Origin of the sequence: Gilliamella sp. wkB7 (genome assembly GCF_001693435.1) — a bacterium.
In the GTDB taxonomy this organism is placed as follows: Bacteria; Pseudomonadota; Gammaproteobacteria; order Enterobacterales; family Orbaceae; genus Gilliamella; species Gilliamella apicola_N.
The window spans coordinates 400,005-424,208 of record NZ_CM004509.1 but is presented as its reverse complement, the minus strand read 5'-3'; the positions used below and the strand labels follow the sequence as shown (position 1 = coordinate 424,208).

Below are 24,204 nucleotides of genomic sequence, written 5' to 3'. Positions count from 1 at the left end.
ACGCTTTGTAAAATAAAGTTAATTCTCATGAAATATTATGTTCGATAAGGGAACTTTACAATCCATTGTTTTAAATGTTTTAGTATCGTTGCTAAGTTATCTTTAGATAATTTAAAAAAGATTGTCCAATTATCTTGTAACTCATAGGGGGCATCAAGACAAAAATCCGGTTCAAGCTCACAACTAAGTGTAATTGAAATTGTTACTATTTGATTTTTGTAAGAAATAAATGCAAGTGAAAAGCAAGGCTCAGTAAAGCGTAACTTAGCATCACTTGGTAATTGGCTTTTTGATAAATCATTAAACCAATTGTAAAGTGTGCGTAAATCAGCAATTTCTAAAGCAGGATCGGTTTTTTCAAACCGATTACCACTTTGTTGGACAATGACTTTTAGTAAACACCAATCATCTTTGCTGTTAGGGAACTCATAACCGACGATATTAAATTGTAAATTTACTGTCTTTGTAATATCTGTTAACTCGATCATTTATTCGTCCTTGCTTGCTTTTTTAAATTTTAAAACTAACCCTTAATTAAGAGTCAAGTAGTGTTACATGACCAATATAAGGTAAATGACGATAGTGCTGAGCATAGTCGATACCATAACCAACTACAAACTCATCTGGAATAGAAAAACCGATATATTTTACTGGTACATTTACTTCTCGACGTGACGGTTTGTCAAGTAAGGTACAAATTTCAATACTACGTGGATGACGTAATTTTAAGATTGCCATCACTTTACTTAGTGTATTACCTGTATCAATAATATCTTCAACAATTAATACATCTTTATCGCGAATATCTTCATCCAAATCCTTTAGAATTTTGACATCACGATTACTAACAACCGCATTACCATAACTTGATGCAGTCATAAAATCGACTTCATGACCAACTGTGATTGCTCGACTTAAATCGGCCATAAATATAAATGAACCTCGTAAAAGCCCAACTAAAACTAGTTCGTTTTGACTATCTTTATAATCTTGACTAATTTGTAGACCTAAATCAATTACGCGTTTTTTGATATCTTCTTCGGATATCATCATTTCTAATGTGTGTTTTTTCATTAATTGTGCTCAAAATAACTTTTTAAATAAATCAAACTAGATTTTATCAATTTTCCTGACTAAAAAGAATAAGTAGGCAATTTTTTATTAACCTAATAAAAAATACTTGTTTTTTTACTGAAACGTATAGTTGACCTCAAACTTCTTGGCAGCACTTCTTAAGTGCTTTTTTTTGTAAGCGCCGTTTTTTGAAAAATTCACTTAAAATATTACCACATTCATTTGCTAGCACTCCTCCAGTTACTTCTGCATAGTGATTGATACCCTGATGTGCAAGAATATCAATTAATGAACCTGCAGCTCCCGTTTTATAATCACTTGCACCATAGACAACTCGTTTAACACGACTGTGAATAATAGCGCCTGCACACATGATACAAGGCTCCAATGTGACATAAAGGGTAGTATTAATTAATCGATAATTTTTTAAATATTCACCCGCGTTTGCTAATGCTATCATTTCAGCATGAGCAGTGGGGCTATGTGTCAAAATTGATTGATTAAAACCTTCGCCAATAATGTTATTATTTTCGTCGACAATAACCGCACCAACAGGAATTTCCCCAATTTCTTCAGCTTTTTTAGCTAACATGAGTGCATGTTGCATCCAAACTTCATCTAACATTTTAAGAATTTACAAGCTATTTAAATTAAGGACATCGCGCATGTCATACAAACCAATAGGTTGTTTTGCAAGCCACAATGCTGCTCGCACTGCACCATTAGCAAAGGTCATCCTACTGGATGCTTTATGACTGATTTCAACTCGTTCACCAATATCAGCGAAGATGGCTGTGTGTTCGCCAACAATATCACCAGCTCGAATGGTAGCAAAGCCTATGGCTCCTTTAGAACGTTCACCAGTATGTCCTTCACGACAGTAAACAGCCCGATCTTTTAAATCACAATTCAGTGCATCAGCGATTGCTTCACCCATAGCTAAAGCGGTGCCTGATGGAGCATCGACTTTGTGTCGATGATGTGCTTCGATGATTTCGATATCACTATAATCGCCCATAATTTTAGTCGCTTTTTCAAGCAACTTAAGCACTAAGTTTACACCAACGCTAAAATTAGCCGCAAAAACAATGCTGATTTTTTTTGCAGCATCAGCAATTGCTTGTTTGCCTGCATCATCAAAACCAGTTGTGCCAATTATCATCATTTTTTTATTTTCGACACAAAAAGCTAAGTGATTCAATGTGCCTTCAGGTCGAGTAAAATCAATGAGTACGTCAAATTTATCTTTAGCTTGGTCGAGTTTGTCCGATACTTTAATTCCACAAACACCAATACCAGCAAGTTCGCCTGCGTCAGATCCAATAAGAGAGGAACCTTCACGTTCAAATGCTGCTCCTAATGTTACGCCATCGATTTGCGCAACAGACTGAATAAGCTGTCGTCCCATTTTGCCACCGGCACCAGCGATAGCGATACGAATAATGTTTGTAGACATATAACTTTCCTTACACTTTTGTCTATGGTCGTTAATTGGTGGCATTATAACGGAAATTAAATGACTTATACATATTGTTAAACTAAAATGAGATTACAGTTGGTAAATTATCTATAAAAAATATTTGGGAATAGGTATGCGTTTTTCGTGGTATTTTGGTTGGAATATTGTCGTTGCTGCATCAATTTTAACATTGCTTTCCAGCGGACTTAGAATGAGTATGGGTGTATTTTTTCTTCCTATAGCTAATGATCTTGGTTTTAGCCGCAGTGTTCTTTCTGGTGTTATCGCTATTGGCATGCTTTTTTCTGGTATTGCTATGCCAATAGCTGGTTATTTGGTTGGTAAATACGGTACTCGCTTTGTGCTATTGCTTGGTACCCTGATAATTATACTTTCAACTATTTGGTCGGCGATGTCTCGTGATTATTGGAATTTTCTTTTTTCATTTGGCATTGCATTATCATTTGGCACATCATTTGTCGGTTCAGTCAGTTTTACACCTATTGTGACAAAGTGGTTTTACAAACATAGAGGATTAGCCTTATTTATCTTATCATCAGGAAGTATGGCTGGAATAGCGGTAATGCTACCAGTATTTGCTTTTTTCATTCCTATGTATGGTTGGCAAACTACTTTAGTTGGGTTTTCTATTCTTTTTATGATTATAGCCGTGCCAGTTGCACTTATTATAATGAAAGATCATCACACAGATATCATTGAGTTTAATCAAGATACTGTACAAGAACCACAATCCAGTATCAAACTTATCGAAGTATTAAAAACTATACCATTTTGGCAGCTTAGTTTTGGCCTTTTTACTTGTGGTTTTAGTATGAATTTATTAGGAACACATGGTGTTCCAATGCTCATTGACCATGGATTTAATGAAATGGTGAGTTCTAATGCAATTGGAATGATTGGTTTTGTCGCCATTTTTAGTACATTAGCTCTAGGGTATCTTTCTGATATTGTCCAAAGAAAAAATATTTTAGTGATGGTTTATTTAGTTAGAGGCATCGGTTTTATTGCTTTGGTTTTAGCATCAAATGAATGGCAACTATTTACTATTGCAGTGTTAGGAGGATTAGTTTGGGCTGGTGCTTTGTCCTCTTCAGGGGCGATTACCGCAGATATTTATGGTGTAAAAATTGTAGGATTACTTTCTGGATTAACTTATTTAGGTCACCAATTCGGAGCTATGATTGGTTCATGGTTAGGCGGTTGGGCTTATGATAATCTACATACTCATCTTGTTGCTTTTGGTATAGCAAGTGTTTTATTGTTTATCGCTGCATTTAGCTCTTATTTTTTACCAAAAACAAATCATAATTAAAAGGTAAATGGACGCTTTCGCGTCCATTTTTACTTATAAAACTTTCAATAATTCAACATCAAAAATTAATGCACTATAAGGTGGGATTGATGCGCCAGCACCTTGTGCTCCATAAGCCAATTCTTGCGGAATATACAAACGCCATTTAGAACCTTCAGGCATAAGTTGTAAAGCTTCAACCCAGCCAGGTATCACACCATTAACAGGAAACTCAGCAGGTTGACCACGTTCAACAGAACTGTCAAATACAGTGCCATCAATTAATTGACCAGTATAGTGAACTTGTACGCGATCAGTTGCTTTTGGTAGTGCTCCTTCACCAACAGTAATGATCTCATACTGTAAACCAGATTCGGTTGATTTAATGCCATCTTTTTTTAGATTTTCTGCAAGAAAATCTTTGCCTTCTTGCGCAATTTTTTCGGCCTGTTTAGCCTTTTCTTTGGTTGCTTGTTCATGTACGTGGCGTAATGCATCATGTAATTCTTGCAAAGGGAGTGCAGGTTGATTACCTGATAATACATCTTCCATTGCAAATTTTAATGCATTGAGATCTAAATTATTTAGACCTGAGTCTTTTAATTGTTGGCCAATTTGTAATCCTATAGCGTAACTTGCTTTTTGATCAATCGTTTCTAATTTCATTTTTTACCTTTAATGGTTAATGGATAGAATTTATAAATAAGTTAATTAGTTTGTAGATAAGCAAATAAATGTCAAGCAGTAATTTACATTATCAATGCGTTATTACTGTTTTATTACACAATCGGGAAAGAATTTATTAATTTGGCTAGCACTCAGCTAAAATATCAGCGATAATATGCGCCATTATATTCTCAAAATAGGTTAAGTGTAGATGCCGTTTCGTAAATTTACCTCGCTTGCAATTTTAACTAGTATTTTATTAACTGGTTGTTCAGTCGTTGATAATTGGGTGTATCGACCTGACATCAATCAAGGTAATTATGTGACACCAGAAGCAATTGATTTATTGAAAGTTGGTCAAACAAAAGATCAAGTTGTCTTTATTATGGGTGCACCGATGTTAACTTCTATTTTTGGTGATAACGTTTGGTATTATGTTTTTCGTCAACAACCACAACATAAAAGTATCAGTCAAAGAACGTATTCCATTTACTTTGATGAAATGGGTAGAGTGACAGATATTAAAGTTTCAGCATTGGAAGGTTCAAAATCTTTAGAAGAAATGAATAAGCAAGAAATATCGGATCATATTGACATACAATCTGATGATGAGACTAATCTTAGTAATCAATAATCATCTAACACTTCATTTTAATCGCAATTTTGTCCATCTTTTCACTAAAATAAAAAAACCTCGTAATATTGCGAGGTTTTTCTTTTTTTATTGAGCTCAGTAAAACGATAAACTATAGTGCGGACAATCTGAACTTAACGATAGCCTTGAGCGAAAGAAGCTACAAATACAACTAGAATTATAACATATAGAATAAAAAATAGAATTGAACAAATGAAAGTGATTAATTGAAATTTCCAATAACCATGTAAATTAGTTATGGCTTCAACAATGTCATCCCCTTTTTGCAGATTTGCAGCTAGACTAAATGAATTTCCTGATTTAAACAGTTTTATCCCCCCCAAAATAACGGGAACACCGACAATTGCGGTGATAATACCTAAACAACTAATCGCACCAGCTATAATAGCTATGACTCCAAAAATTTGTTGCATAATCGCAATAAATCGCATTTGTTTTCTTAATAATTCCGTAGAGTTAATTGAAATAATGTTTGTTTCATTGATATCCATGTTAATTCCCTTATACTATGAATCTTTGTCTTAAAAAAAGACGGATAGAATAACACTTTTTCTTATAATGTCGAGGTAAGTTTGCAAAAAAAAATTGATTTAAATCATTTCTCTGTTGCACCAATGTTGGATCTAACTGATAAGCATTGTCGTTATTTTCATCGAATTCTAACCAAAAAAACACTTTTGTATACCGAAATGGTAACAACTGGTGCAATACTATTTGGCAAAGGTGATTATTTAGCTTTCAACCAAGAAGAACAGCCAATTAGCTTACAATTAGGAGGTAGTGATCCTAAAGCACTTGCACAATGTGCAAAGTTGGCTCAACAACGTGGATATAACGAAATTAATTTAAATGTAGGCTGTCCATCCGATCGTGTACAAAATGGTATGTTTGGTGCTTGTTTAATGGGGAAAGCTGATTTAGTTGCAGATTGCATTAAGCAGATGCAAGATCAGGTTGATATACCCGTCACAGTCAAAACACGAATTGGAATTGATGATTTCGATAGTTATGATTTTTTGCGTGGATTTATCGATAAAGTGATGCCTTATACTAATACTTTCATTGTTCATGCTCGCAAAGCTTGGTTATCTGGTTTAAGTCCTAAAGAAAATCGTGAAGTACCTCCACTTAATTATGAGCGTGTTTATCAGCTTAAGCAAGATTACCCAGATTTAACTATTGCCATTAATGGTGGTATAAAAACAATAGACGAAATCAAACAACATCTGTGTCATGTAGATGGTGTAATGGTTGGTCGAGAAGCATATCAAAATCCATTATTATTAACCCATATTGATTCACAGATTTTTGGATCAGATTCGCCAATCATCAAACCTAAAGCAGCTATCCGCGCACTCTATCCTTATATTGAACAACAATTAACACAAGGTGCACAACTAAACCACATCATGCGCCATACACTGGGAATTTTTAACGGTTGTAAAGGAGCAAGGCAGTGGCGTCGATATCTTAGCGAAAATGCTCATAAAAAAGGTGCAGGCATTGAGGTTGTAGAACAAGCTTTAGGCTTTATTCAATAAAATTTACTTCAAATTTGTTACAATTGCACGTGGCTAGCATATCGTTATATACTAGCCGCCAATTTTCTTAATGGTTTATACTCTGTGCGTTTAAATTCAAGTCAACAACAAGCCGTCGAATATGTCTCAGGTCCATGCCTTGTTTTAGCAGGTGCTGGCTCTGGCAAAACTCGTGTTATTATTAATAAAATTGCCTATTTAATTCGGGTTAAAGAATATTTGCCAAGACATATTGTTGCAGTTACTTTTACCAATAAAGCTGCACGTGAAATGAAAGAACGTATAGCTCATTCAATTACTAAACAAGAGGCTAGGGGACTTAAAATTTCAACGTTCCATACTTTGGGACTTGATATTGTTAGGAAAGAATATAAACATTTGGGGATCAAATCCAATTTTTCATTATTTGATGACCATGATCAAACAGCATTACTGAAAGAATTAACCCAGCAATGGCTGGAAGGGGATAAAGATCTAATTAATCAACTTCGCGCTATGATATCAAACTGGAAAAATGACATTGTTGATTCAACCTTAGCTATGGCGCGCGCGCAAACCAATAAAGAAAAGCTTTTTGCGCATTGCTACCAACTATACGAAAAACAGTTGAAAGCGTGTAGCATTTTAGATTTTGATGATCTTATTTTATTGCCAACATTGTTGTTAAAAAATAATGAAGAAGTCCGCGAAAAATGGCAAAATCGAATCCGTTATTTGTTGGTAGATGAATACCAAGATACTAACACAAGCCAATATGAATTTATTAAATTACTGGTTGGCGATCGAGCTAAGTTTACGGTGGTTGGAGATGATGATCAATCTATCTACTCTTGGCGTGGAGCCCGCCCACAAAATTTAGTATTACTTAATCAAGATTTTCCTAATTTAGAAGTCATCAAACTTGAACAAAATTACCGATCATCTGGGCGTATATTAAAAGTTGCTAATATTTTAATCGAAAATAATCCACACATTTTTGAAAAGAAACTCTTTTCAGAACTGGGTTATGGTGAAACATTAAGGATAATATCTTCAGATAATGAAGATTCCGAAGCTGAAAAAGTGGTAAACGACTTAATTGGACATCGTTTTGCTAACAATAGCCAATATGGTCAATATGCCATATTATATCGAGGTAATCATCAATCACGCTTAATTGAGAAAATGCTCATGCAATACCGCATCCCATATCGAATATCAGGGGGAACTTCATTTTTTGCGCGTATTGAAATTAAAGATCTTATGGCATATTTGCGTTTATTGACTAATCCTGATGATGATAATGCCTTTATCCGTATTATCAATACTCCAAAGCGGGAAATCGGTCCAGTAACCATTCAAAAACTGGGTGAGTGGGCAAATCATCGTGGCGTGAGTTTATATCAAGCAAGCCATGATATCGGCCTAACGGAACTACTTTCAAGCAAACGTATGGAAACGTTGCATACTTTCATTCATTGGTTTGATTCATTAATTGAAAAATCACACACTGAGCCAATGGATGCTATTCATGAACTATTACATGGTATTCATTACGAAAGTTGGATCTATGAAACGTCAGCATCACCAACAGCTGGTCAGATGCGAATGCGTAACGTTGAACAGCTAATTAGTTGGTTAAATGACATGTTACAAGGCGATGATATTGATGAAAGTATGACCTTAGAACAAGCTGTAGCAAGATTTACTCTCCGTGATATGTTAGAGCGTAATGAAAACGAAGAAGATCTCGATCAAGTTCAGCTTATGACATTACATGCTTCAAAAGGTTTGGAATTTCCTTATGTTTATCTGATTGGCATGTCAGAAGGGCTATTACCTCATCAGACCAGTATTGATGAAGATAATATTGAAGAAGAGCGTCGTCTTGCATATGTAGGTATCACAAGAGCACAGCGTGAACTTACTTTCTCATTTAGTCGTCAACGTAAACAGTTTGGTGAAACAGTATATGTCGAACCAAGTCGATTCTTATTAGAATTACCTCAAGATGATTTAGATTGGCAAGATGTATCAAACCAACTATCGCCAGAAAAGAAAATGCAACAAGGCCAAAGTCGGCTAGCCATGCTAAAGGCTCAAATAGCTAATGCCAAATAGCTAATGCCAAATAACTTATGTTATTGCTAAATATTATATTGGTAGAATTATTAAACAAAAAAATTAAAAATCTACCAATATTGTCACGTTAAATTTCCAAATATTCAAACAAAGTTAATTTTATGTATCACCAATAATATATAAAAAAATTAATTGGTTATGATAAATGGTAATTTTGAAACCATAATTTCTAATACCTTTAACGAATAATAAATGTATTTTATAAACATCGTTAAAGAATTATTTATTCAAAGTAGTCTCTTGACTTTATTTAACCTAAATAAGCTAGTTGTGAATTTGATATCTGGTAATTTTGAACCAATCGGAATAAAACTTAGAAACATTAAACTATAAGTAAGTTTAATCAATGTGTTGATATAAGTGGAATAGTGTCGTTTCCATGAAGTAATGTATAAATATAGGCTTTCAAAATCTAGTAATTTTTATGATTGTCATTGGTTTTAGACGAGTCAATAGGTTTTATCGTTAATATGGTTACGGTATTTTTATCTTTATCCCAAAAAATACCATAAAAATAATGTAGTTGTATATTCGTTGTTAATCGTTTTATATCAATAACAGTCTTGGTGGGTTAATTTAACTCTTGTTTTTATAAGGGTTTATCATGATTGATTGTTGTGATATTGTCTCAAATAGCGTCCTCTACAAAATCAAAATTTACAATATAATTAATTGTTACTAATCAATTTTTATCAGTTAATTTTTTATTGTAGTTTGAATATAAATCAAATAGTTAATGATATTTTATTAATGATGGAAAAATAAAAAACTTTTTTGTGATTTTATGATACAAATAACACTTACAAATTTAATATTAATTAAGTCCATGTTGTTATAGTGTTGTATGTTGATCATAACATGATATTATTAATACAAATTTATTGAAAAGGATAATAAAATGGAATGTTTAGTATGGTTAATAAATAAATTAAATGAATATAATGGACTATTTTTAGTAATGTTAACAATTATTGGTTTTTGGTTTGTTAATAAACAAATTAAAATTGCTAAAAATAAAGATATTCTAATTATATTAAATCAGGAGATGAATATACTGTTTGATCATTATAATGATATATATAAAAAATATTTTAGAGAAATAAGGGAGGAATTATCATATCAATCAAATATAACATCTATAACACAATATGATTACATTGTAAAATCCAAAAAAGATCAGGATTCACCTTTTGAAACTGATGTTGATTATTTTAAAAAAACAATTAAGAGAAAATATCCAAATCAATGCATTGATTTAAATGCTTCGATTGAAAAATTTAATTGGTGGATTAAGATTATTTCAGATAATAAATTTCTTTTTGATGATGAAAAAGAAAAAAAAATAGTTGAATTAAATAATAATTTGATTGATCAAATTTCAGCTTCTTACTTAAATGAGATTTATAAGGAAAAAAAAATCACCGCTAAAAAACAAATTTCATCATTAATCGAGGAAATGGAAAAAAATCATCAAGATTACATCAATAATGAAAAGAACAGGTTCTATAATTTTTTAATCACTTTGTCTAAAGATGCTCTATAAAACTCTAGTCAGTTAAATTCTTTTAATGCTTGTTTTGTTCATCTGATAAGTTTTTGGTTGATATCTATCTCGCCATATTCAAGTAAGTAGGTACCGAATGACATCAGGAAAGCAACTGCAGGGTCTATCTTGTTGGCTGCTCTCTTTTTATTGGGTTTAATATTGGCCTTAGCATCTGTTTCCATCATTATATTACCTATAGCCCAAGCCAAAACAGGATCGTCATTATGTTTAATCCGTTTACAACTAATAAATACCTCAGCAGTTTTCGACGTTGGGCTATAGCGTGCATAGGTCTGTAGGGATGGCTCGACATCAAAGCAGATATTTTTAATTGAGTGGTATTGTAAACATTAAAGTATGATTAATGTGCTTTAAATCTTTCTATAGCGTAGTCCTAAATGGGGTCACAACCTTTTGAATTTATATGATATTTTAAAATATAAATGCATGTTAATTTAAGTGGAAAGCTTGGAATTAAATGTTTTTTAGAATGTATTTGAACCTAGTAATGGCGTCCCCTACAGGATTCGAACCTGTGACCTACGGCTTAGAAGGCCGTTGCTCTATCCAGCTGAGCTAAGGAGACTTTGATGCGTTTTTTTGAGTAAACGCAGTGTATTATATAAATCTATTTTGATCCGTCAATGATTTTTAACTGTTTTTCGACTGGATTGACAAAATATCATCAATTTAACCAATTAACTTTTTAAGTTAACCAAAATTCTAACTTAAAATTGAACAATATTTAACTATTATTGGAGGTTAAATTAGACGGGTTTATAGCGTCAGGGTATTGAGTATAACCATCACAAATATTATCCCAGTTTGCTTTTGAATCGGTATAAATGTGTATACGATCTTCAGTCATAATTGGTTCATTAATAAGCCCGATACGTAAACGGTAAGTATTACTATCATTATCTCGAACTGAAAAAATATGCGATCCACAATTTGAACAAAAATGGCGATTAACGCCATTTTTGGCATAAATTTTTATATTTGATTCACCTCTAATGAATGTTAAATCTGTTTTTTTTATTATTGCAGATGCATTAAATGCTGTTCCAGTTTGCTTACGACATCTTGAGCAGTGACAAAACACAATAGTTTTAATATCACTATTTAACTGGTAAACAACTTCTCCACATAAACAATTGCCTGTTATCATGATTGAATTCCTTTTGTTAATTTAATAAATTTAGACTTATTTTTACATGGTAATCTATAAAAACAAATAAGTAAGTGAATTAGGCAATTAAATTTTGTAAATGATTATTATTGAAAAGCCGCTATAAGCGGCTTTGAATGAAAGAGATGCAAGGATGTTAATAATTTTCGTTTAAAATTTTCATCATTTTTAGTGCATTCAAATGCATCATTAATTAATCCTGCTATCTTAATCTCTTCTTTCATTTTTTTTGTTAATTCTATTGGTAATAGAATGAATGGAAATTGCTCGCGGTGCACTGTTCTAATAACAAACAAATTACCTATCAGATTTTTTTTTGATAAAGTATTCTGAAATAGGATTTGATATTTTTATTTTTTTAGCAAATTAGACAATACAAATAAATCATTAGAAATTTATATCAAAGTGTGCAAATTTTTACTTTTGTAAAATCACAATGTTTAATACTTTCTTACAAAATTTAATATGAGTTAATTTAGAATTATTAATTGATGCACTAAAATGCTTGAATAACGATAGTATTTATATGTTTTATGGAGTAGTTTTTTAATAAAGCGGGAAAAGCGGTCCCGCTTTTATTTTTATTAGTATAGATGTGATTTATGAGCAGACTAAACAATGTGATTAGCGATAGTTTAGTCTGCATATTTTATAACTTTAACGCTTGTATGCTTTGTACAAGATCAGCGAGTTGAGTGACAATTTGATTTCCGGTATTGGATTCGTCACCACCCAGCGTTTTATTTCGCATAAAGTCATTTTTGATTTGTTGCCATCGCTCTGTTTGTTCTTTTGTTAATACTCCTCGAATTTCGGCTAATTTGAGTAGATTTTCTTCTGCGCCGTTGGTTAGCAATTGTGCTTCACCCAAGTAATGATCTTCAATAACTTGATTAAGTTCTTCATCATTCATTACTGATGAAATTTTTTCGGCGAGTTTATTCATATTTCGATAACTACCTTGTAATTTGAACGGAGGTTCAGTACGGTATTTATCCGATTGTGCTGCACTAATGATATATTGTTGATTAACTTTAAATACTACTTCACGAATTTTTAATAAGTGGCGTAAAACTGCAACAATTTCACTTATTTCAGCTTGGCTATAGTCATAACTCAATTCATTGGTATTAAGTGGTTTGCCTTGGGCATGATCAATTAGATGATACAGATCATTAAGGTCACGTAATGCCAAAGGAGACAGAATTGAATTAGAGGTGAGACAGTTTTCAATATAACTTGATGCAAAAACTTCATCCATTCCACCAAGAACTTCTCCCAAGTTATATATGTCAGCACGGTTAGCTAACATATCGGGTATTTTGAATACTTCACCTGACTCGGTATATGGGTTACCGGCCATTATCACACAGAATTTTTTACCTCTTAAATCATAAGTTTTTGTTTTACCTTTCCAAACACCTTCGATACGACGTGAACCATCACATAATGAGATAAATTTCTGTAAAAATTCAGGATTGGTGTGTTGAATATCATCCACATAAAGCATGACATTATTACCCATTTCCAAGGCTAAATTTAACTTTTCAAGTTCTTGACGTGCTGTTGCATTTGGCGCTTGTTCGGGATCGAAAGATAAAACACTATGTCCTAATGCTGGCCCATTAATTTTCATAAAAATTAGGCCTAAACGATTAGCGATATATTCCATTAATGTTGTTTTACCATAACCAGGAGGGGAGATAAGTAATAATAATCCCATTAAATCGGTTCGTCGGCTTTCCCCTACGGTACCCATTTGTTTGGCTAGGTTATCACCAATGATAGGAAGATAAACTTGATTGATAAGTTTATTACGAACAAATGAACTTAACGGTTTAGCTTTGAACTCATCAATGTGCAAAAAGTATCGCTGGTCATCAAGAACTTCTTGGCGTAAAGTCTGATAATGCCGAAATTCTGGAATGATGATTCTTGCATGTTTGCGCATACGACTGAAGAAATCATCAAGGTTGATATTTAAAACTCCTTGTTTGATTGTTGGATGTTCGCCTAACAAGTCGCTAACCGTTATATCCAGTTCAAGTTCACTAATTTGCATGCTTATACTATTTTCTTTGTCTAGCATGCATAGCAAAATTGCTTCAGGTATGTAGTCAACTAATTTCTGATATTGAGGAAGTGTGCAAAGTCCCTTATACCAACTTTCAATAAGATTCCAACGATCAGCCAAGCGAGTTTTCAAATTAAGTTGCGATTGATTAAAATCGCCCCACATGTGAAGTTCTTCCAATTTGGCTTTTAGTCCTTCATACATGTAAATGCTATATTTGCTTAAGTTAAACTCCTGCGGTATTTCAGCCAGCGCATAACTTAAATATTCAGTCGCTTGTTTGATATGAAAATAATCATGTTTTATTGGATACGTTTGCAAGAATTGATTTAGCTCTGTAGCCATTTCTGCTTGTAAATTAATTAATCCTTCATCATGACCAAATAGAGCTTGAATATCTTTGCAGGTCTTGGCTCTTTCCGGCCATAATTTTGCGATATCACTTTTTTGATTATATTGCCAAAATAATATAGCCAAACTACGAGCTAATGGATTGTAACGCAATAAGCCGGCTGCTTCACCTAGTGGAATAAGTTTTGATAAGATTTTTACCGCATCGTGATCGTGAATACCTTTTTCATAACCTTCTCGATATCGCATGGCTGCATAATCACGAACGGTTTTAACCAAACTTTCTGGTTGACTTAATTGAGTAACTAATTCTTCATAACTGATATCAAGATCTTTTTTTAATATGGCGTTGATTATAGAGTAGGCTAGGTATTCACCACGATAGACTGTTGGTGACTCTGATTCAAGTGATATAGTCCAGAACGGTTTATAACTCTCTAATTTACTATTCTCTATTTTTTCTTGATAATCCGTACCCGTTAATTGCAAATATAAATGTGTTTCTTTCGGAACAATGGTTAGGTCAAGTTCTTGTGTGTTTACGCTGAATTTGTGTTTTGGACCTAATTTTATAACGTTGCCACCCGATTCGAATATTTCTGATTTATCTCGTAATGCGCGTATGGCCTGATCACGTGCACTTTTAAAACGTGATTCAATATCATCGGCTTTGACGTTATCAAACAGATCTCTCAATTTTTCAACAATTTCTCGGATTTTTAATGCTAGTGGATCTGCTACAAAGAAAGCATTAAGTTCATTTTGATCTGAAAATTTAGCCGTACGTCTCGGAATGCTATCTAAAATGCGAACAGCTGCGGTAAGTAGGGCTTCGGTGCGTCTTGTACGATCTTCAAGTAACGCTTGTTTGTGTGTTTCGAAAGATTCTAATATTTCTTCGCGTTTCGTCAGAATGTCATTAAGGAACTCTTCACTTTCGCTAAATTGATTTTCAAGTTCTTCAAGTTGAACAAGTAGCCTTGAAAGTTCATCGTCACATTTTTCTGGTGTGGTTGCGGTGCTTAAAGCACTTGCGATACTTTGACTAAATAGTTTGAATTGGGCGCCAAATTGCGCAATCATTTCGACACTAGATAGATTTTTTCGTTTTTGATTGATTCTTGCTTTAGTTTGATTGAGTTTGGCATAAACTTCGGCAATTGATTCAATAATTCTGGTTTGTAGTGTAACGTCTTCAAATTTTAATGATGCCATTAATTGCGAAAGCATATCCAAATCATTGGACATTTCGTCAGTGTTTTTTATTGGCTCAATAAGTTTGGCGACAGTGTCAGCTTGCTCAAGATATTTTTCAATTTTATCTATTTTTGAAATGAATGGTTCAAGTGCTTTGTCACTACCTAAAAATTCGGCGGTGGCCAATGAAACTAAAGATTGACGTTCTTTCAGCTCATTTTCCATTTTATCAATTTGTTCTAAATTGATATAACGATAGGTTCTTAATGTTACAAGGCGGCCTAATTGCATTTTTATTGCATTAAGTGCATCGACAAATTCTTGAGTTTCCTGCCAGCTATCAGGATATAATTTAGTTAACAAATCTTGTTGATTGGTAATAGCTTCACGCATCGCACTTTCGGATTGACGGCGTATGCTTTCTACTTTTTCATATTCATCAAGTACTAATTCACTGGTTTGGGTAATATTACGAAGTATTGGTGAAAATGATAGGTTTTTTTCATCAGCAAGCCAAAAATAACTATCAAATAATCTTTTAGTATCTTCACTTAGTTTGCCGTATAGTTGCGAAGAGACGGATTGATTATCAATTTCGCGAGAAATAAAATAGAGATCAGAAATACCACGCACTAATTCTGCGTTGCCAATTTTGCCTAAAAAGGTATTGTGGGTTGGCTGTGTTGCCGCAAATTCATCACTATAAAAAGGGGTTTGCCAGATTTGCATAGGATGAACACGAGTTGGTTCATCGTTTTCGCCTTCAAATACGACCATTCGACCATCTTCAAATACAGCATAACCATGACCTAGAATTGGGTTATCCAATTTTCGCTCTATCATGTTGTAATTAAATAAAGCTAAGCGACCAGAATTTGGATCGTAAAAAATGTATAAAACATCTTCCCCATTTGGTGAACGACGAATTCGTCTAAAACGCATTCCCCCCATAGATTGATCGAATGTTTTATATTCCCCATTTTGTAGATAGTAACCACCTGGGAATATCACCCCATGATCTTCTGGAAGTTGAATACAAGCTTGCCCAATAAAGTCAATTCGTTGTACTTTTTGAGTAAGTGTGTTATAGATTAGATATCGCCAATTGTCTTCTCGGTAGGGTAGGACTTTTAAAAGAATTAGTGCACCTACTTTTGCATATTCGATTTTTGCATCGTTTATTGATTGATTTTTATCTAATACCTCTTCACGATAAATACCTAATCCATCGTTTGTATTGTTTTCACATTTTATGGTAAGGTCACCACCAATGGTTTCAACAAAAACGGTATCAAGAATATTTACATGGGAGAATCGACCGTTAACGATGTTTTCACGGGTGGTTTCAGTCCATTCAAAATCATAAGCAGGAGGTAAAGCAATATCACGTTCACCCCGATTATCAATATAGTTAATCGTTTTTTTATCACTGGATATTGACCAACGAAATACCCGAATATCACTTACTCTTTCACCAATCTGGAAACTGGCAAGGAGCTTGCCATCACGTTCAACAAGTTGCAATAATTGAGCATTTTTGTAGTAAGTATAAAGTTCATTGAAGTCTTGAACAAAACGGTCAATGTTCAAAAAGGTATTTGATAGATCAACGGGATCCGCTTCGTAATTTTCATCACGTTCAACAAGTTGATAAAGTGAAAATACATCTTCAATTTTGGTTTCTTTTTTCAATCCTAAAAAGACGTTGTAACCAAATAATAACCAATCACCAAATCTAACGATATCTCGAGCGATACAATTGTTTTCGGTTCTTATGCGAATGCGACCGATGATCGACATATCGCTTTTACCAAATTCAGAAAGTCGTTGTTGATTTAACGCTTCAGTTTTTTGATTGAGTTCTTGGCCCAATGATGTCAAACGTTTACGAAGAATTTCGTAGGCTCCGCCTTCTGCGACTGCTTTATCGAGTGTATTTTGTTGCTCGTTTTCTTGTTCTATTTCTGCCATTTTTTACTCTTGATTTTGTTACAGAAAATCTATTACCTTCGGTAAAATTTAATATTTCACCGAAGGAAGATAATAGTGATAATGTTAATTTAATAACGATTTAACGATAATTGAATTGTTTGATGCTATAAATCATCATTCCTTTCATTATTCGCTTTTTTCATCACTATTTGACGGTAAAAATTGTTTAGCCAGTGCTTTTAAATCAGTGTTTTTTAGTGTTTCGTTTAAATCGATATTTTTATTACCAGATAAACGTGATAGTACTGATTGTAAAGCAGATTGTAATACTGGGCTTTGGTTTACAGTTCCTTCAATTGCTTTACCGACACTGATAGCTTTAGAGAAGCTGTTAAAGAAGTTATCATTACCTCCAACAATTTCAATGTTCGCTTTGCTAAATGCAGCAGCAAGAACATCTGCTTGTTCTCTAGCAATCTCTTTATTAGCAGCAATAGCAGCCATAGCTTGTTCGAAGCCTTTTTCAAGCGCCAAGCGGAACTCTTCATGATTTTTAGATTGTTCATTCATCGTACCCATTGCTTGGAATTTCTCAACTAGGCCATTAGCTTCGGCTGTTAAGCGTTCACGAATAACCAGTGCTTCAGCTAAACCTTGTTCTTTAGTTGCTGCAGCTTTAGCAAATCCAATGCGTTCATCACCGCGAGCTTGAGCTGAAAGTTTTTCTTCAAGAACTTTAGCTTCGGTTAGACCTTGTTTTTCTGTTGCTAATGCTTTTGCTTCAATAACTTTTGCTTCTGATAAGCCTTTTTCTTGATTACCTTTTGCTTCAGCAAGTAAAAGTTCAGCAGTAATATTTGCTTTTACTAAACCTTCTTTTTCTTCCGCTTCAGCACGAGCTTTGCGAACTTTGGCTTCTGCTAAACCGATAGCAGCTTCTTCTGCTTCAATACCTTGAGCAAGTTGTTTTTTCGCTTCAGCTTGTTTAGCTGCAACTTCAAGTTCAGCTTGTGCTATTGTACTAATTTCAATTGCACGGTGTTTAGATGATTGTTCATCTGCTTCAGCTTGCTTAACTTGTTTAACTAACTCTTGTTCAGCTCTAGCTTCTGCTTCTATAATGGTTGTTTGTTTTTCACGATCAGCTTTAGAAATTTCTCGTACTTCTTTGATATTTTCTTCTTCAACAGCTACCGTTTTTTCAACTGCAACTCGCTCACGAATTACATTGGCAATATGTTTCTTTTCCTCTTCAAGAACTTTATCTTTTTCAATGCGTTGTAATTCTACTTCTCGTTCACGAGCAACAATTTCCAATGAACGAGCACGTTCGACGCGTTCTTCTTCGATAGCAATTGCTCTAAGACGATTTTGCTGAGCAACTTCAACTTCACGCAAACGGTTTTCTTCACGCACTTCAATTTCTTGTTGTGCTTGGATTCTTGCTTGTTCCGATTTTAGACGTTCTTCTTCTTGTACTTTTAATGTTTCAGCTTGTTCGCGAGCTCGAATGGTTTCAATTTCGCGTTTTTGACGAGCTTCGGCATCTGCTTGTTGACGTTCAAGTTCTAATTTGGCTTCAATTGTTTCAGTATCTTTTTTCTTTAAAGCTAATTCAAGATCTCTTTCGCGTTTATTAGTTTCATCCTTATGAACAGCTGTGATCGAGGTAATTTTGTTAATACCTTCGGCATCAAAAATATTATCAGGATCGAGTGATTTGATTGGGGTTTGTTCTAAATAGTCGATAGCCACATCTTCAAGTGCATAACCATTAAGATCTTTACCAATTACATCAATAATACGTTCACGGAAATTCATACGATCTTCAAATAGTTTAGACAATTCAAATTGCTTACCTACTGTTTTTAACGCCTCTGAAAATTTCGCACTAAATAGTGAGCTTACCGCTTTTTGATCAGACGCTCTATCTACACCAATCGACTTAGCAACCTTTAAAACATCTTCAGTGGTTTCATTAACACGAAGATAAAAAGCGACACATATATCAGCACGTAAGTTATCTTTACAAATTAAACCATCTTTACCACGACGTTCTACATCAAAAGTAATTAATGATATTTTCATGAATTCTTTTTTGTAGATGACAGGGTAAACCAACGCACCTGTAAAATGCACTTTAGGTTTTGACGTCATGTCATTAACGATAAGTGCTGTACCTTGCGGAACTTTGATATAGAACGCTTTAAACAATAAGAAAAATCCAACGATTACTAGAAAGACTATTCCAACAATCACTAGAAAAAACATGATGGTATCAGTATTGATTGACATAATTTATTATTCTCCAAAAAATATTTACTTTTCTATCCATTAAATTCTTTAACGCTAATAATTTCATAGCTGTTATTGGTTGTGTCATAACGTAGTAGAACAGCTTTATCTCCACGTTTGAATTGATATGAGCTCGTGCATCTAACTTGTAAAATTAAACCAGCGCCACCATCTTCGTAAATAGCTTCTCCTTTTGTTTCATTCACATAGCTTGAACGAATTTCAACAGTTTGCCCTAATAATGATTTGTGATTATTGGTGCTTTCTAATTTAGTAAACAGTGGTCGAAGAGGTTTTATAATAAATGAGGTAAGATATACTGCAGCAATAAATGCAGTTACGAAAATAAAAAAACCAGCTATGTAATAAATTAGCAATAAATCACACAGAGGTAACATAAAGAAACGAAAGGCGAAATAAGAGATTGACCAACCTATTAATGAAATCAAAGTGACAATAAGTGTCATTGGGACTTTGTTAAAACCTAATTTCATCAATAGGCCTGTAAATCCTGATGGAGTATTTGGAATGTCTAATGGTATATCATCAACATCGACATTTAGTTCTATATCTAAACAATCAATGCTTAAAATACCAAAAGCAGCAACCAACCAATATAGTACACAAAGTGTTAACAACCCACTAAATATGATTACTGGAAAAGAAAAAAATATACCCCAGAAAAGCTCCATTATTTTCCCTTATATTAATTTTCTGAATTAACTAGTCTAAATTAATTAAATAATTTATTACGTTAACTATATTAACCTAAAAGTTTATTTTATTAAATAGTTTGATTTTCTTGCTTTTCTTTTAATCTAGCTAATATTGCAGCAGCATTTTGGTTGCCTGATTTGATTCCTGCTGCTTCAAGCTTACTATCAAGTGTACTTTGATTTTCAAGCTTAGCTAATTCATTTTTAGCTTCAATGACTGCGCTGTTTTTCTCTTGACGTTTTTTTATTCTATCTAAAGAATCCAGAGCCGTTTGTAATTTTGCAGTTGAACCGCCATATCGTTGTGCAACTGCTGATTGTGCTTTTTGAACACTTTCAGTTGCTTTCACAATATCAACTTGCTGTTTTAAATTTCGAATATTGATTTCTGTTTGTGAAATTGATTGACGTAAGCTTTTTACAGTTTCAGCAAAGTAAGTGGCTTGTTGCTTATTATTTTCAAGTTCATTTTCAAGAAATCCAATTTTTTCAGAAACTTCAAGTGCTAATTCTTCATTGCCACTTTCAAGAGCTTTGATTGCATAACTTTCATATTCATCAATTTTAGATTGTGTTTCTTTAACAACTTTATCTGCTAGTTTTTGCTGTGCAAGTATATTTGCTAATGATTCTTTAGCTTGTTTTAATTCACTGTCAGCATCGCGAATTTCTTGATCGAGAATTCTTAGAGCTTGAGTGTCAACGATCGCTTCTCCTGCTTCATTGATGCCACCACGAAGAGCTGTAACAAGTTTTTTGAAGATAGCCATGTTTAATCTCCTTATTATTTATATAAATTTAATTAGTTAAGATTGATGTGATGTTCATAAGCTTCTGTAGCTTTAATAACATTGTCAGATAAAGTTTCTAATTCATAGACAATATTACTTAAAAGTGAAGATGAACTTAACGCACCATACATAATGTAGTTGACCGAGCCGTCTCCAGCTTTTTCAATTGCTATTGTTGATAGTGGAAATAGTTTACGAGTGCATAAAATTTCTTCATTGAATTGAGTTTTATTTTTAACAATATCAACTGGCCAAAGTAAACATTCAACAACAATTTGTTGATTTGATATACTTAAAAATAAAGGCAAATCACCATATTCATGCATAATGATATGCAAGCAAGCATCCACACCATCGATGATTTCTATACTTGCATGGCTTTGCTTAACTAATTCTGATTGCATTAATTTATTATAAAGAGTTTCTATTGACCAAATTTCATTTCTTTCCATTTCATTAAATTCCTGTTTACGATTAATATTATTGTTTTTAACTAAAGACTGGCGAAATTGTTTTTCGATTTCCAATAATTTAGTTGTATTTTCAGGTAAAATCCAAACTTCTTTTTTGACCAAACCTTGTTCACGCAACCTTTGACGGTATTGTTGCTGGTAAAAAGCTGAATTTTTGGTCTCTTTGGTTTTTTTCATAACGCCTGTTTGGTGCTTTGTTAAATTTATGTAAACCATATTACCATAAAAATATTACATGTAAATATCACATGTAATTTTTTTGATAAAAAAATAATCCGTAATGGCGCCTTAGAAGATGATAAGTATATTTTAAAATATTCTTTAGAAATAGATGGTTAAACATTACCAAAATGTTCTAATTGGTGTGGTAAACCTATCCGTTAGATAATTTGTTAAATTTATGTAAATCATATTACCATAAAAATATTACATGTAATACTTTTAGAAAAAAATAACCCGCATTAGCGGGTTATAAAATGATAAATATATTTTAATATATTTCTAGAAATCAATATTCAAACCTAACTGGAATGTTCTACCAGGTGCGGTAAACATCTCTAGATATTTATGATCAGATGTACTGTATAATTTATTATTACTGAGGTAATCCCAATATTTTTGATCAGTAAGGTTGTAGATGCCACCGCTCAGTCTAATATTATTGGTAATATTTATATAACCTGTTAAATCAACAATACCGTGACCAGCGATTCTAAAATAATCATCAGATGAGTCTTCGATTGGTTTGCCTTCGTTGCGATATGTTTCTCGGGAGGTGGCATCAGTTTTCTTACCTTTTTGGAATGTCGTTGTTAAGGAAACACCGTAGAATTTATTCGGATCATCCCATGATAAACCAATAGTACTTTTTAATGGTGCAATAGTATCCATCTCAATGTATTTATCACCTAAATAACTTGATTTTGATTTACCTTTGTTATATCCAATTGCGAAACGTGCGCTTAAACCATTGAGTGATTCTACCCAAGTACCAATATTAAATTCACTATTTAATTCTGCACCAAAGGTATAAGCTTTGTCACGGTTCTCAGATTGATAAACTAAACGATTGCCAATACCAACAAAATTTTTCCTATAACGCGTAAAAGCAATAAAGTTTTTGTACTTGTTATAAAAAGCTGATGACGATAACGTAATTCCTGATATTGGTTGACCTTTTACACCGAGTTCAAAATTGTCGCCTGTTTCTGTTTTTAAATTAGAGTTGCCAACAAGCACATACATAGTGCTGTGCGCTAAATAAGAGCCATATAATTGGTTCTGATTTGGCATTTGAGCGCTACGTTTATATTGTAGATAAGCAGTGAAATTAGGATTAATATCATACATTAATGCCATTGATGGTAAAATTTTGAAATCACTGTTACTACTATATTGTGTACCTAATTGATGTGAATTAACATTTGATACTGACATGTTTTCAAGATTGCGTGGCTTGGTATTCTGATAAATTGCTCTGACACCAGGCACTAAATAAAAGTTATTACTATTGTTGGTATTAAAGCTAATGCGATCTTCAAAAAATCCCCCTAACTGATAACTTTTACTGTCGGCTTGTGGTTTGGAATAATCACCGTCCGGGAAAGTATCGACGTATTGTGATTTAGCTGATGTAAAGAATGGCGATTCATCTTCACTCCATTTACCATTTAAACCAGCGCTGATTTTTTGGTTATCAATTTGTTTTATTAAAGTAGTAATAAAATTATATGATTTAGTATTATAGTTGGTTTGAGTATAAAAATTACCTTTGGATTTGTGCTGCAATTTTGTGTCATCAAAGACATTAGTCCGTTGGTAATTTAACTGTGTCGTTAATGTGTCAATCCAACTAATATTGGTAGGTTGCCATGTATCTTTAATTGCTAAGTTAAAGCGGTTATTTTTACTGCGTTGATGGTCGAGTGATTCAATATGTTTACCTTTTTGGTCCCAAGTATCATAATGGGAATTTTTAGTTTTATTATTATAATCGACAGTCGTATTGAGTAAATGTTCTTCTGTCATTTGCCAACCAAAGCCAGCTAAAATTGAGTTAGAGTGCCAATTTTCTGGATAACTGCTTATTGAATCACCGTGATTTCTTGTTTGTTGTCCATCTCGACGACTTAATACAATAATGCCATTGAGGTGATCATCACCACCAGCCATAGTGATTCCTTGATGATAGCTTCTATCTGAACTGTCATAATTGTTTTCGAATCCAAAATAACTGGTTTTACCTGGATATAGATAATAGCTAGCCGTTTTAGTTTGGAAAGATACTGAACCGCCTAGGGCATTATTCGCATTACTTACAGATGTGGCACCTGATTGAATATCAACTTTATTGTACATGTAGGTATCGATGTAATCACGACCAATACCATAAGAACCGAAACCTGCTCGACCCACTGAATTAACTCGACCTTGTGCTATAGGTAATGGCATACCGTCAACATCAATTGATACACGGTTAGCATCTAGACCACGAATATTATAACCACTGAAACCTCCTCGGTCCCAACTACTTTTACCGGTACCTGAACCGGAAATATTACCTGGAGCTGAAATGAGTGGTTGATAACGCATAAGAGTACCAAAATTAGTACCACCGTCACGGCGGATATCATGTTCGGATATTTCAGTATTTGTACCTGGTTTTTTAATCGCTTCGTGAGCGGTCACAGTTATGACGTCGTAGTTTTCATCATCGAGTTTGACCGTAGCCATTGCAGGCATGGCAATTGTCAAGCCTAAAGCTAACGTGCTGGTTTTTTTAAATTTAGTAAAATTAATCATTTTAATCCTT

General features: G+C 33.5%; 18 protein-coding genes, 1 tRNA gene and 1 pseudogene. 5 read left to right on the top strand and 15 right to left on the bottom strand.

The genetic code is table 11. The features are described from left to right. Positions 1 to 35 precede the first annotated feature (35 nt). The 4 genes from A9G17_RS01830 to dapB all read right to left on the bottom strand — a co-directional run bounded on the left by A9G17_RS01830 (position 36) and on the right by dapB (position 2,530). Positions 36 to 488, bottom strand: a complete 453-nt coding sequence (locus A9G17_RS01830) for a WapI family immunity protein (protein ID WP_065737233.1) — start codon at positions 486 to 488, stop codon at positions 36 to 38. Positions 489 to 534: 46 nt separating this feature from the next. Continuing rightward, positions 535 to 1,074, bottom strand: a complete 540-nt coding sequence (gene hpt / locus A9G17_RS01825; RefSeq protein ID WP_065737232.1) for a hypoxanthine phosphoribosyltransferase — start codon at positions 1,072 to 1,074, stop codon at positions 535 to 537. Positions 1,075 to 1,210: 136 nt separating this feature from the next. Next, positions 1,211 to 1,681, bottom strand: a complete 471-nt coding sequence (gene tadA, locus A9G17_RS01820) for a tRNA adenosine(34) deaminase TadA (protein WP_216354781.1) — start codon at positions 1,679 to 1,681, stop codon at positions 1,211 to 1,213. A gap of 27 nt (positions 1,682 to 1,708) precedes the next feature. Further along, positions 1,709 to 2,530, bottom strand: a complete 822-nt coding sequence (gene dapB / locus A9G17_RS01815; protein WP_065737230.1) for a 4-hydroxy-tetrahydrodipicolinate reductase — start codon at positions 2,528 to 2,530, stop codon at positions 1,709 to 1,711. Between the two features lie 136 nt (positions 2,531 to 2,666). Here dapB and A9G17_RS01810 point away from each other — a divergent pair, with 136 nt between their 5' ends. Continuing rightward, entirely contained in the window at positions 2,667 to 3,866 is a 1,200-nt protein-coding gene (locus A9G17_RS01810) for an MFS transporter (protein ID WP_065737229.1), read from the top strand. Positions 3,867 to 3,899: 33 nt separating this feature from the next. Here the strand turns inward: A9G17_RS01810 and A9G17_RS01805 are convergent, their stop codons facing one another. After that, positions 3,900 to 4,511 carry a BamJ family beta-barrel-assembly machinery protein gene (locus A9G17_RS01805; protein ID WP_065737228.1) on the bottom strand — a complete coding sequence of 204 codons (612 nt, stop codon included), beginning with the start codon at positions 4,509 to 4,511 and terminating at the stop codon, positions 3,900 to 3,902. 211 nt (positions 4,512 to 4,722) lie between these two features. Between A9G17_RS01805 and bamE the strand changes: the two genes are divergently transcribed. Then, entirely contained in the window at positions 4,723 to 5,145 is a 423-nt protein-coding gene (gene bamE, locus A9G17_RS01800; RefSeq protein ID WP_065737227.1) for an outer membrane protein assembly factor BamE, read from the top strand. Between the two features lie 134 nt (positions 5,146 to 5,279). On the opposite strand, the gene A9G17_RS01795 is transcribed toward bamE, so the two are convergent. Further along, the gene (locus A9G17_RS01795) at positions 5,280 to 5,657 is read right to left on the bottom strand and encodes a DUF5362 family protein (protein WP_065737226.1); all 378 of its coding nucleotides are present in this window, start codon (positions 5,655 to 5,657) and stop codon (positions 5,280 to 5,282) included. Positions 5,658 to 5,738: 81 nt separating this feature from the next. Here A9G17_RS01795 and dusA point away from each other — a divergent pair, with 81 nt between their 5' ends. The 3 genes from dusA (at position 5,739) to A9G17_RS01780 (ending at position 10,371) form a co-directional block, all read left to right on the top strand. After that, positions 5,739 to 6,707, top strand: a complete 969-nt coding sequence (gene dusA, locus A9G17_RS01790; RefSeq protein WP_065737225.1) for a tRNA dihydrouridine(20/20a) synthase DusA — start codon at positions 5,739 to 5,741, stop codon at positions 6,705 to 6,707. Positions 6,708 to 6,791: 84 nt separating this feature from the next. Then, entirely contained in the window at positions 6,792 to 8,807 is a 2,016-nt protein-coding gene (gene rep, locus A9G17_RS01785; protein WP_065737224.1) for a DNA helicase Rep, read from the top strand. A 919-nt stretch (positions 8,808 to 9,726) separates the two neighbouring features. Continuing rightward, a complete protein-coding gene (locus A9G17_RS01780; protein ID WP_065737223.1) occupies positions 9,727 to 10,371 on the top strand; it encodes a hypothetical protein in 645 nt (214 codons plus the stop codon). Positions 10,372 to 10,409: 38 nt separating this feature from the next. On the opposite strand, the pseudogene A9G17_RS12780 reads toward A9G17_RS01780, so the two are convergent. The 9 genes and pseudogenes from A9G17_RS12780 to A9G17_RS01735 form a co-directional block, all read right to left on the bottom strand. Further along, positions 10,410 to 10,688, bottom strand: a pseudogene (locus A9G17_RS12780) (terminase TerL endonuclease subunit); the annotation flags it as partial. Between the two features lie 195 nt (positions 10,689 to 10,883). Next, positions 10,884 to 10,960 (bottom strand) — tRNA-Arg (locus A9G17_RS01775). Positions 10,961 to 11,119: 159 nt separating this feature from the next. After that, the gene (locus tag A9G17_RS01770; RefSeq protein WP_065737222.1) at positions 11,120 to 11,542 is read right to left on the bottom strand and encodes a GFA family protein; all 423 of its coding nucleotides are present in this window, start codon (positions 11,540 to 11,542) and stop codon (positions 11,120 to 11,122) included. A gap of 670 nt (positions 11,543 to 12,212) precedes the next feature. Next, positions 12,213 to 17,156, bottom strand: coding sequence for a DNA repair ATPase (locus A9G17_RS01760; RefSeq protein WP_065737220.1), 4,944 nt, complete (start codon positions 17,154 to 17,156; stop codon positions 12,213 to 12,215). A 147-nt stretch (positions 17,157 to 17,303) separates the two neighbouring features. Then, the gene (locus tag A9G17_RS01755) at positions 17,304 to 19,412 is read right to left on the bottom strand and encodes a flotillin family protein (protein ID WP_065737219.1); all 2,109 of its coding nucleotides are present in this window, start codon (positions 19,410 to 19,412) and stop codon (positions 17,304 to 17,306) included. 32 nt (positions 19,413 to 19,444) lie between these two features. After that, positions 19,445 to 20,104 (bottom strand): OB-fold-containig protein, encoded by a 660-nt coding sequence (locus A9G17_RS01750; protein WP_065737218.1) that lies wholly within the window; start codon positions 20,102 to 20,104, stop codon positions 19,445 to 19,447. Between the two features lie 92 nt (positions 20,105 to 20,196). Beyond that, positions 20,197 to 20,898 (bottom strand): PspA/IM30 family protein, encoded by a 702-nt coding sequence (locus A9G17_RS01745; RefSeq protein WP_065737217.1) that lies wholly within the window; start codon positions 20,896 to 20,898, stop codon positions 20,197 to 20,199. A 32-nt stretch (positions 20,899 to 20,930) separates the two neighbouring features. Continuing rightward, the gene (locus A9G17_RS01740; protein WP_065739059.1) at positions 20,931 to 21,569 is read right to left on the bottom strand and encodes a YjfI family protein; all 639 of its coding nucleotides are present in this window, start codon (positions 21,567 to 21,569) and stop codon (positions 20,931 to 20,933) included. A gap of 324 nt (positions 21,570 to 21,893) precedes the next feature. Beyond that, positions 21,894 to 24,194, bottom strand: a complete 2,301-nt coding sequence (locus tag A9G17_RS01735) for a TonB-dependent receptor domain-containing protein (RefSeq protein WP_065737216.1) — start codon at positions 24,192 to 24,194, stop codon at positions 21,894 to 21,896. Positions 24,195 to 24,204 lie beyond the last annotated feature (10 nt).

What these genes read in the sequence shown, in the direction of transcription:
- A9G17_RS01805 (WP_065737228.1), bottom strand. Translation starts at nt 4,511, where the DNA reads ATGAAATTAGAAACGATTGATCAAAAAGCAAGTTACGCTATAGGATTA.
- tadA (WP_216354781.1), bottom strand. Translation starts at nt 1,681, where the DNA reads ATGCAACATGCACTCATGTTAGCTAAAAAAGCTGAAGAAATTGGGGAA.
- A9G17_RS01745 (WP_065737217.1), bottom strand. Translation starts at nt 20,898, where the DNA reads ATGGCTATCTTCAAAAAACTTGTTACAGCTCTTCGTGGTGGCATCAAT.
- A9G17_RS01755 (WP_065737219.1), bottom strand. Translation starts at nt 19,412, where the DNA reads ATGTCAATCAATACTGATACCATCATGTTTTTTCTAGTGATTGTTGGA.
- A9G17_RS01750 (WP_065737218.1), bottom strand. Translation starts at nt 20,104, where the DNA reads ATGGAGCTTTTCTGGGGTATATTTTTTTCTTTTCCAGTAATCATATTT.
- A9G17_RS01810 (WP_065737229.1), top strand. Translation starts at nt 2,667, where the DNA reads ATGCGTTTTTCGTGGTATTTTGGTTGGAATATTGTCGTTGCTGCATCA.
- A9G17_RS01760 (WP_065737220.1), bottom strand. Translation starts at nt 17,156, where the DNA reads ATGGCAGAAATAGAACAAGAAAACGAGCAACAAAATACACTCGATAAA.
- A9G17_RS01830 (WP_065737233.1), bottom strand. Translation starts at nt 488, where the DNA reads ATGATCGAGTTAACAGATATTACAAAGACAGTAAATTTACAATTTAAT.
- bamE (WP_065737227.1), top strand. Translation starts at nt 4,723, where the DNA reads ATGCCGTTTCGTAAATTTACCTCGCTTGCAATTTTAACTAGTATTTTA.
- A9G17_RS01740 (WP_065739059.1), bottom strand. Translation starts at nt 21,569, where the DNA reads ATGAAAAAAACCAAAGAGACCAAAAATTCAGCTTTTTACCAGCAACAA.
- A9G17_RS01780 (WP_065737223.1), top strand. Translation starts at nt 9,727, where the DNA reads ATGGAATGTTTAGTATGGTTAATAAATAAATTAAATGAATATAATGGA.
- dapB (WP_065737230.1), bottom strand. Translation starts at nt 2,530, where the DNA reads ATGTCTACAAACATTATTCGTATCGCTATCGCTGGTGCCGGTGGCAAA.
- A9G17_RS01795 (WP_065737226.1), bottom strand. Translation starts at nt 5,657, where the DNA reads ATGGATATCAATGAAACAAACATTATTTCAATTAACTCTACGGAATTA.
- A9G17_RS01770 (WP_065737222.1), bottom strand. Translation starts at nt 11,542, where the DNA reads ATGATAACAGGCAATTGTTTATGTGGAGAAGTTGTTTACCAGTTAAAT.
- hpt (WP_065737232.1), bottom strand. Translation starts at nt 1,074, where the DNA reads ATGAAAAAACACACATTAGAAATGATGATATCCGAAGAAGATATCAAA.
- A9G17_RS01735 (WP_065737216.1), bottom strand. Translation starts at nt 24,194, where the DNA reads ATGATTAATTTTACTAAATTTAAAAAAACCAGCACGTTAGCTTTAGGC.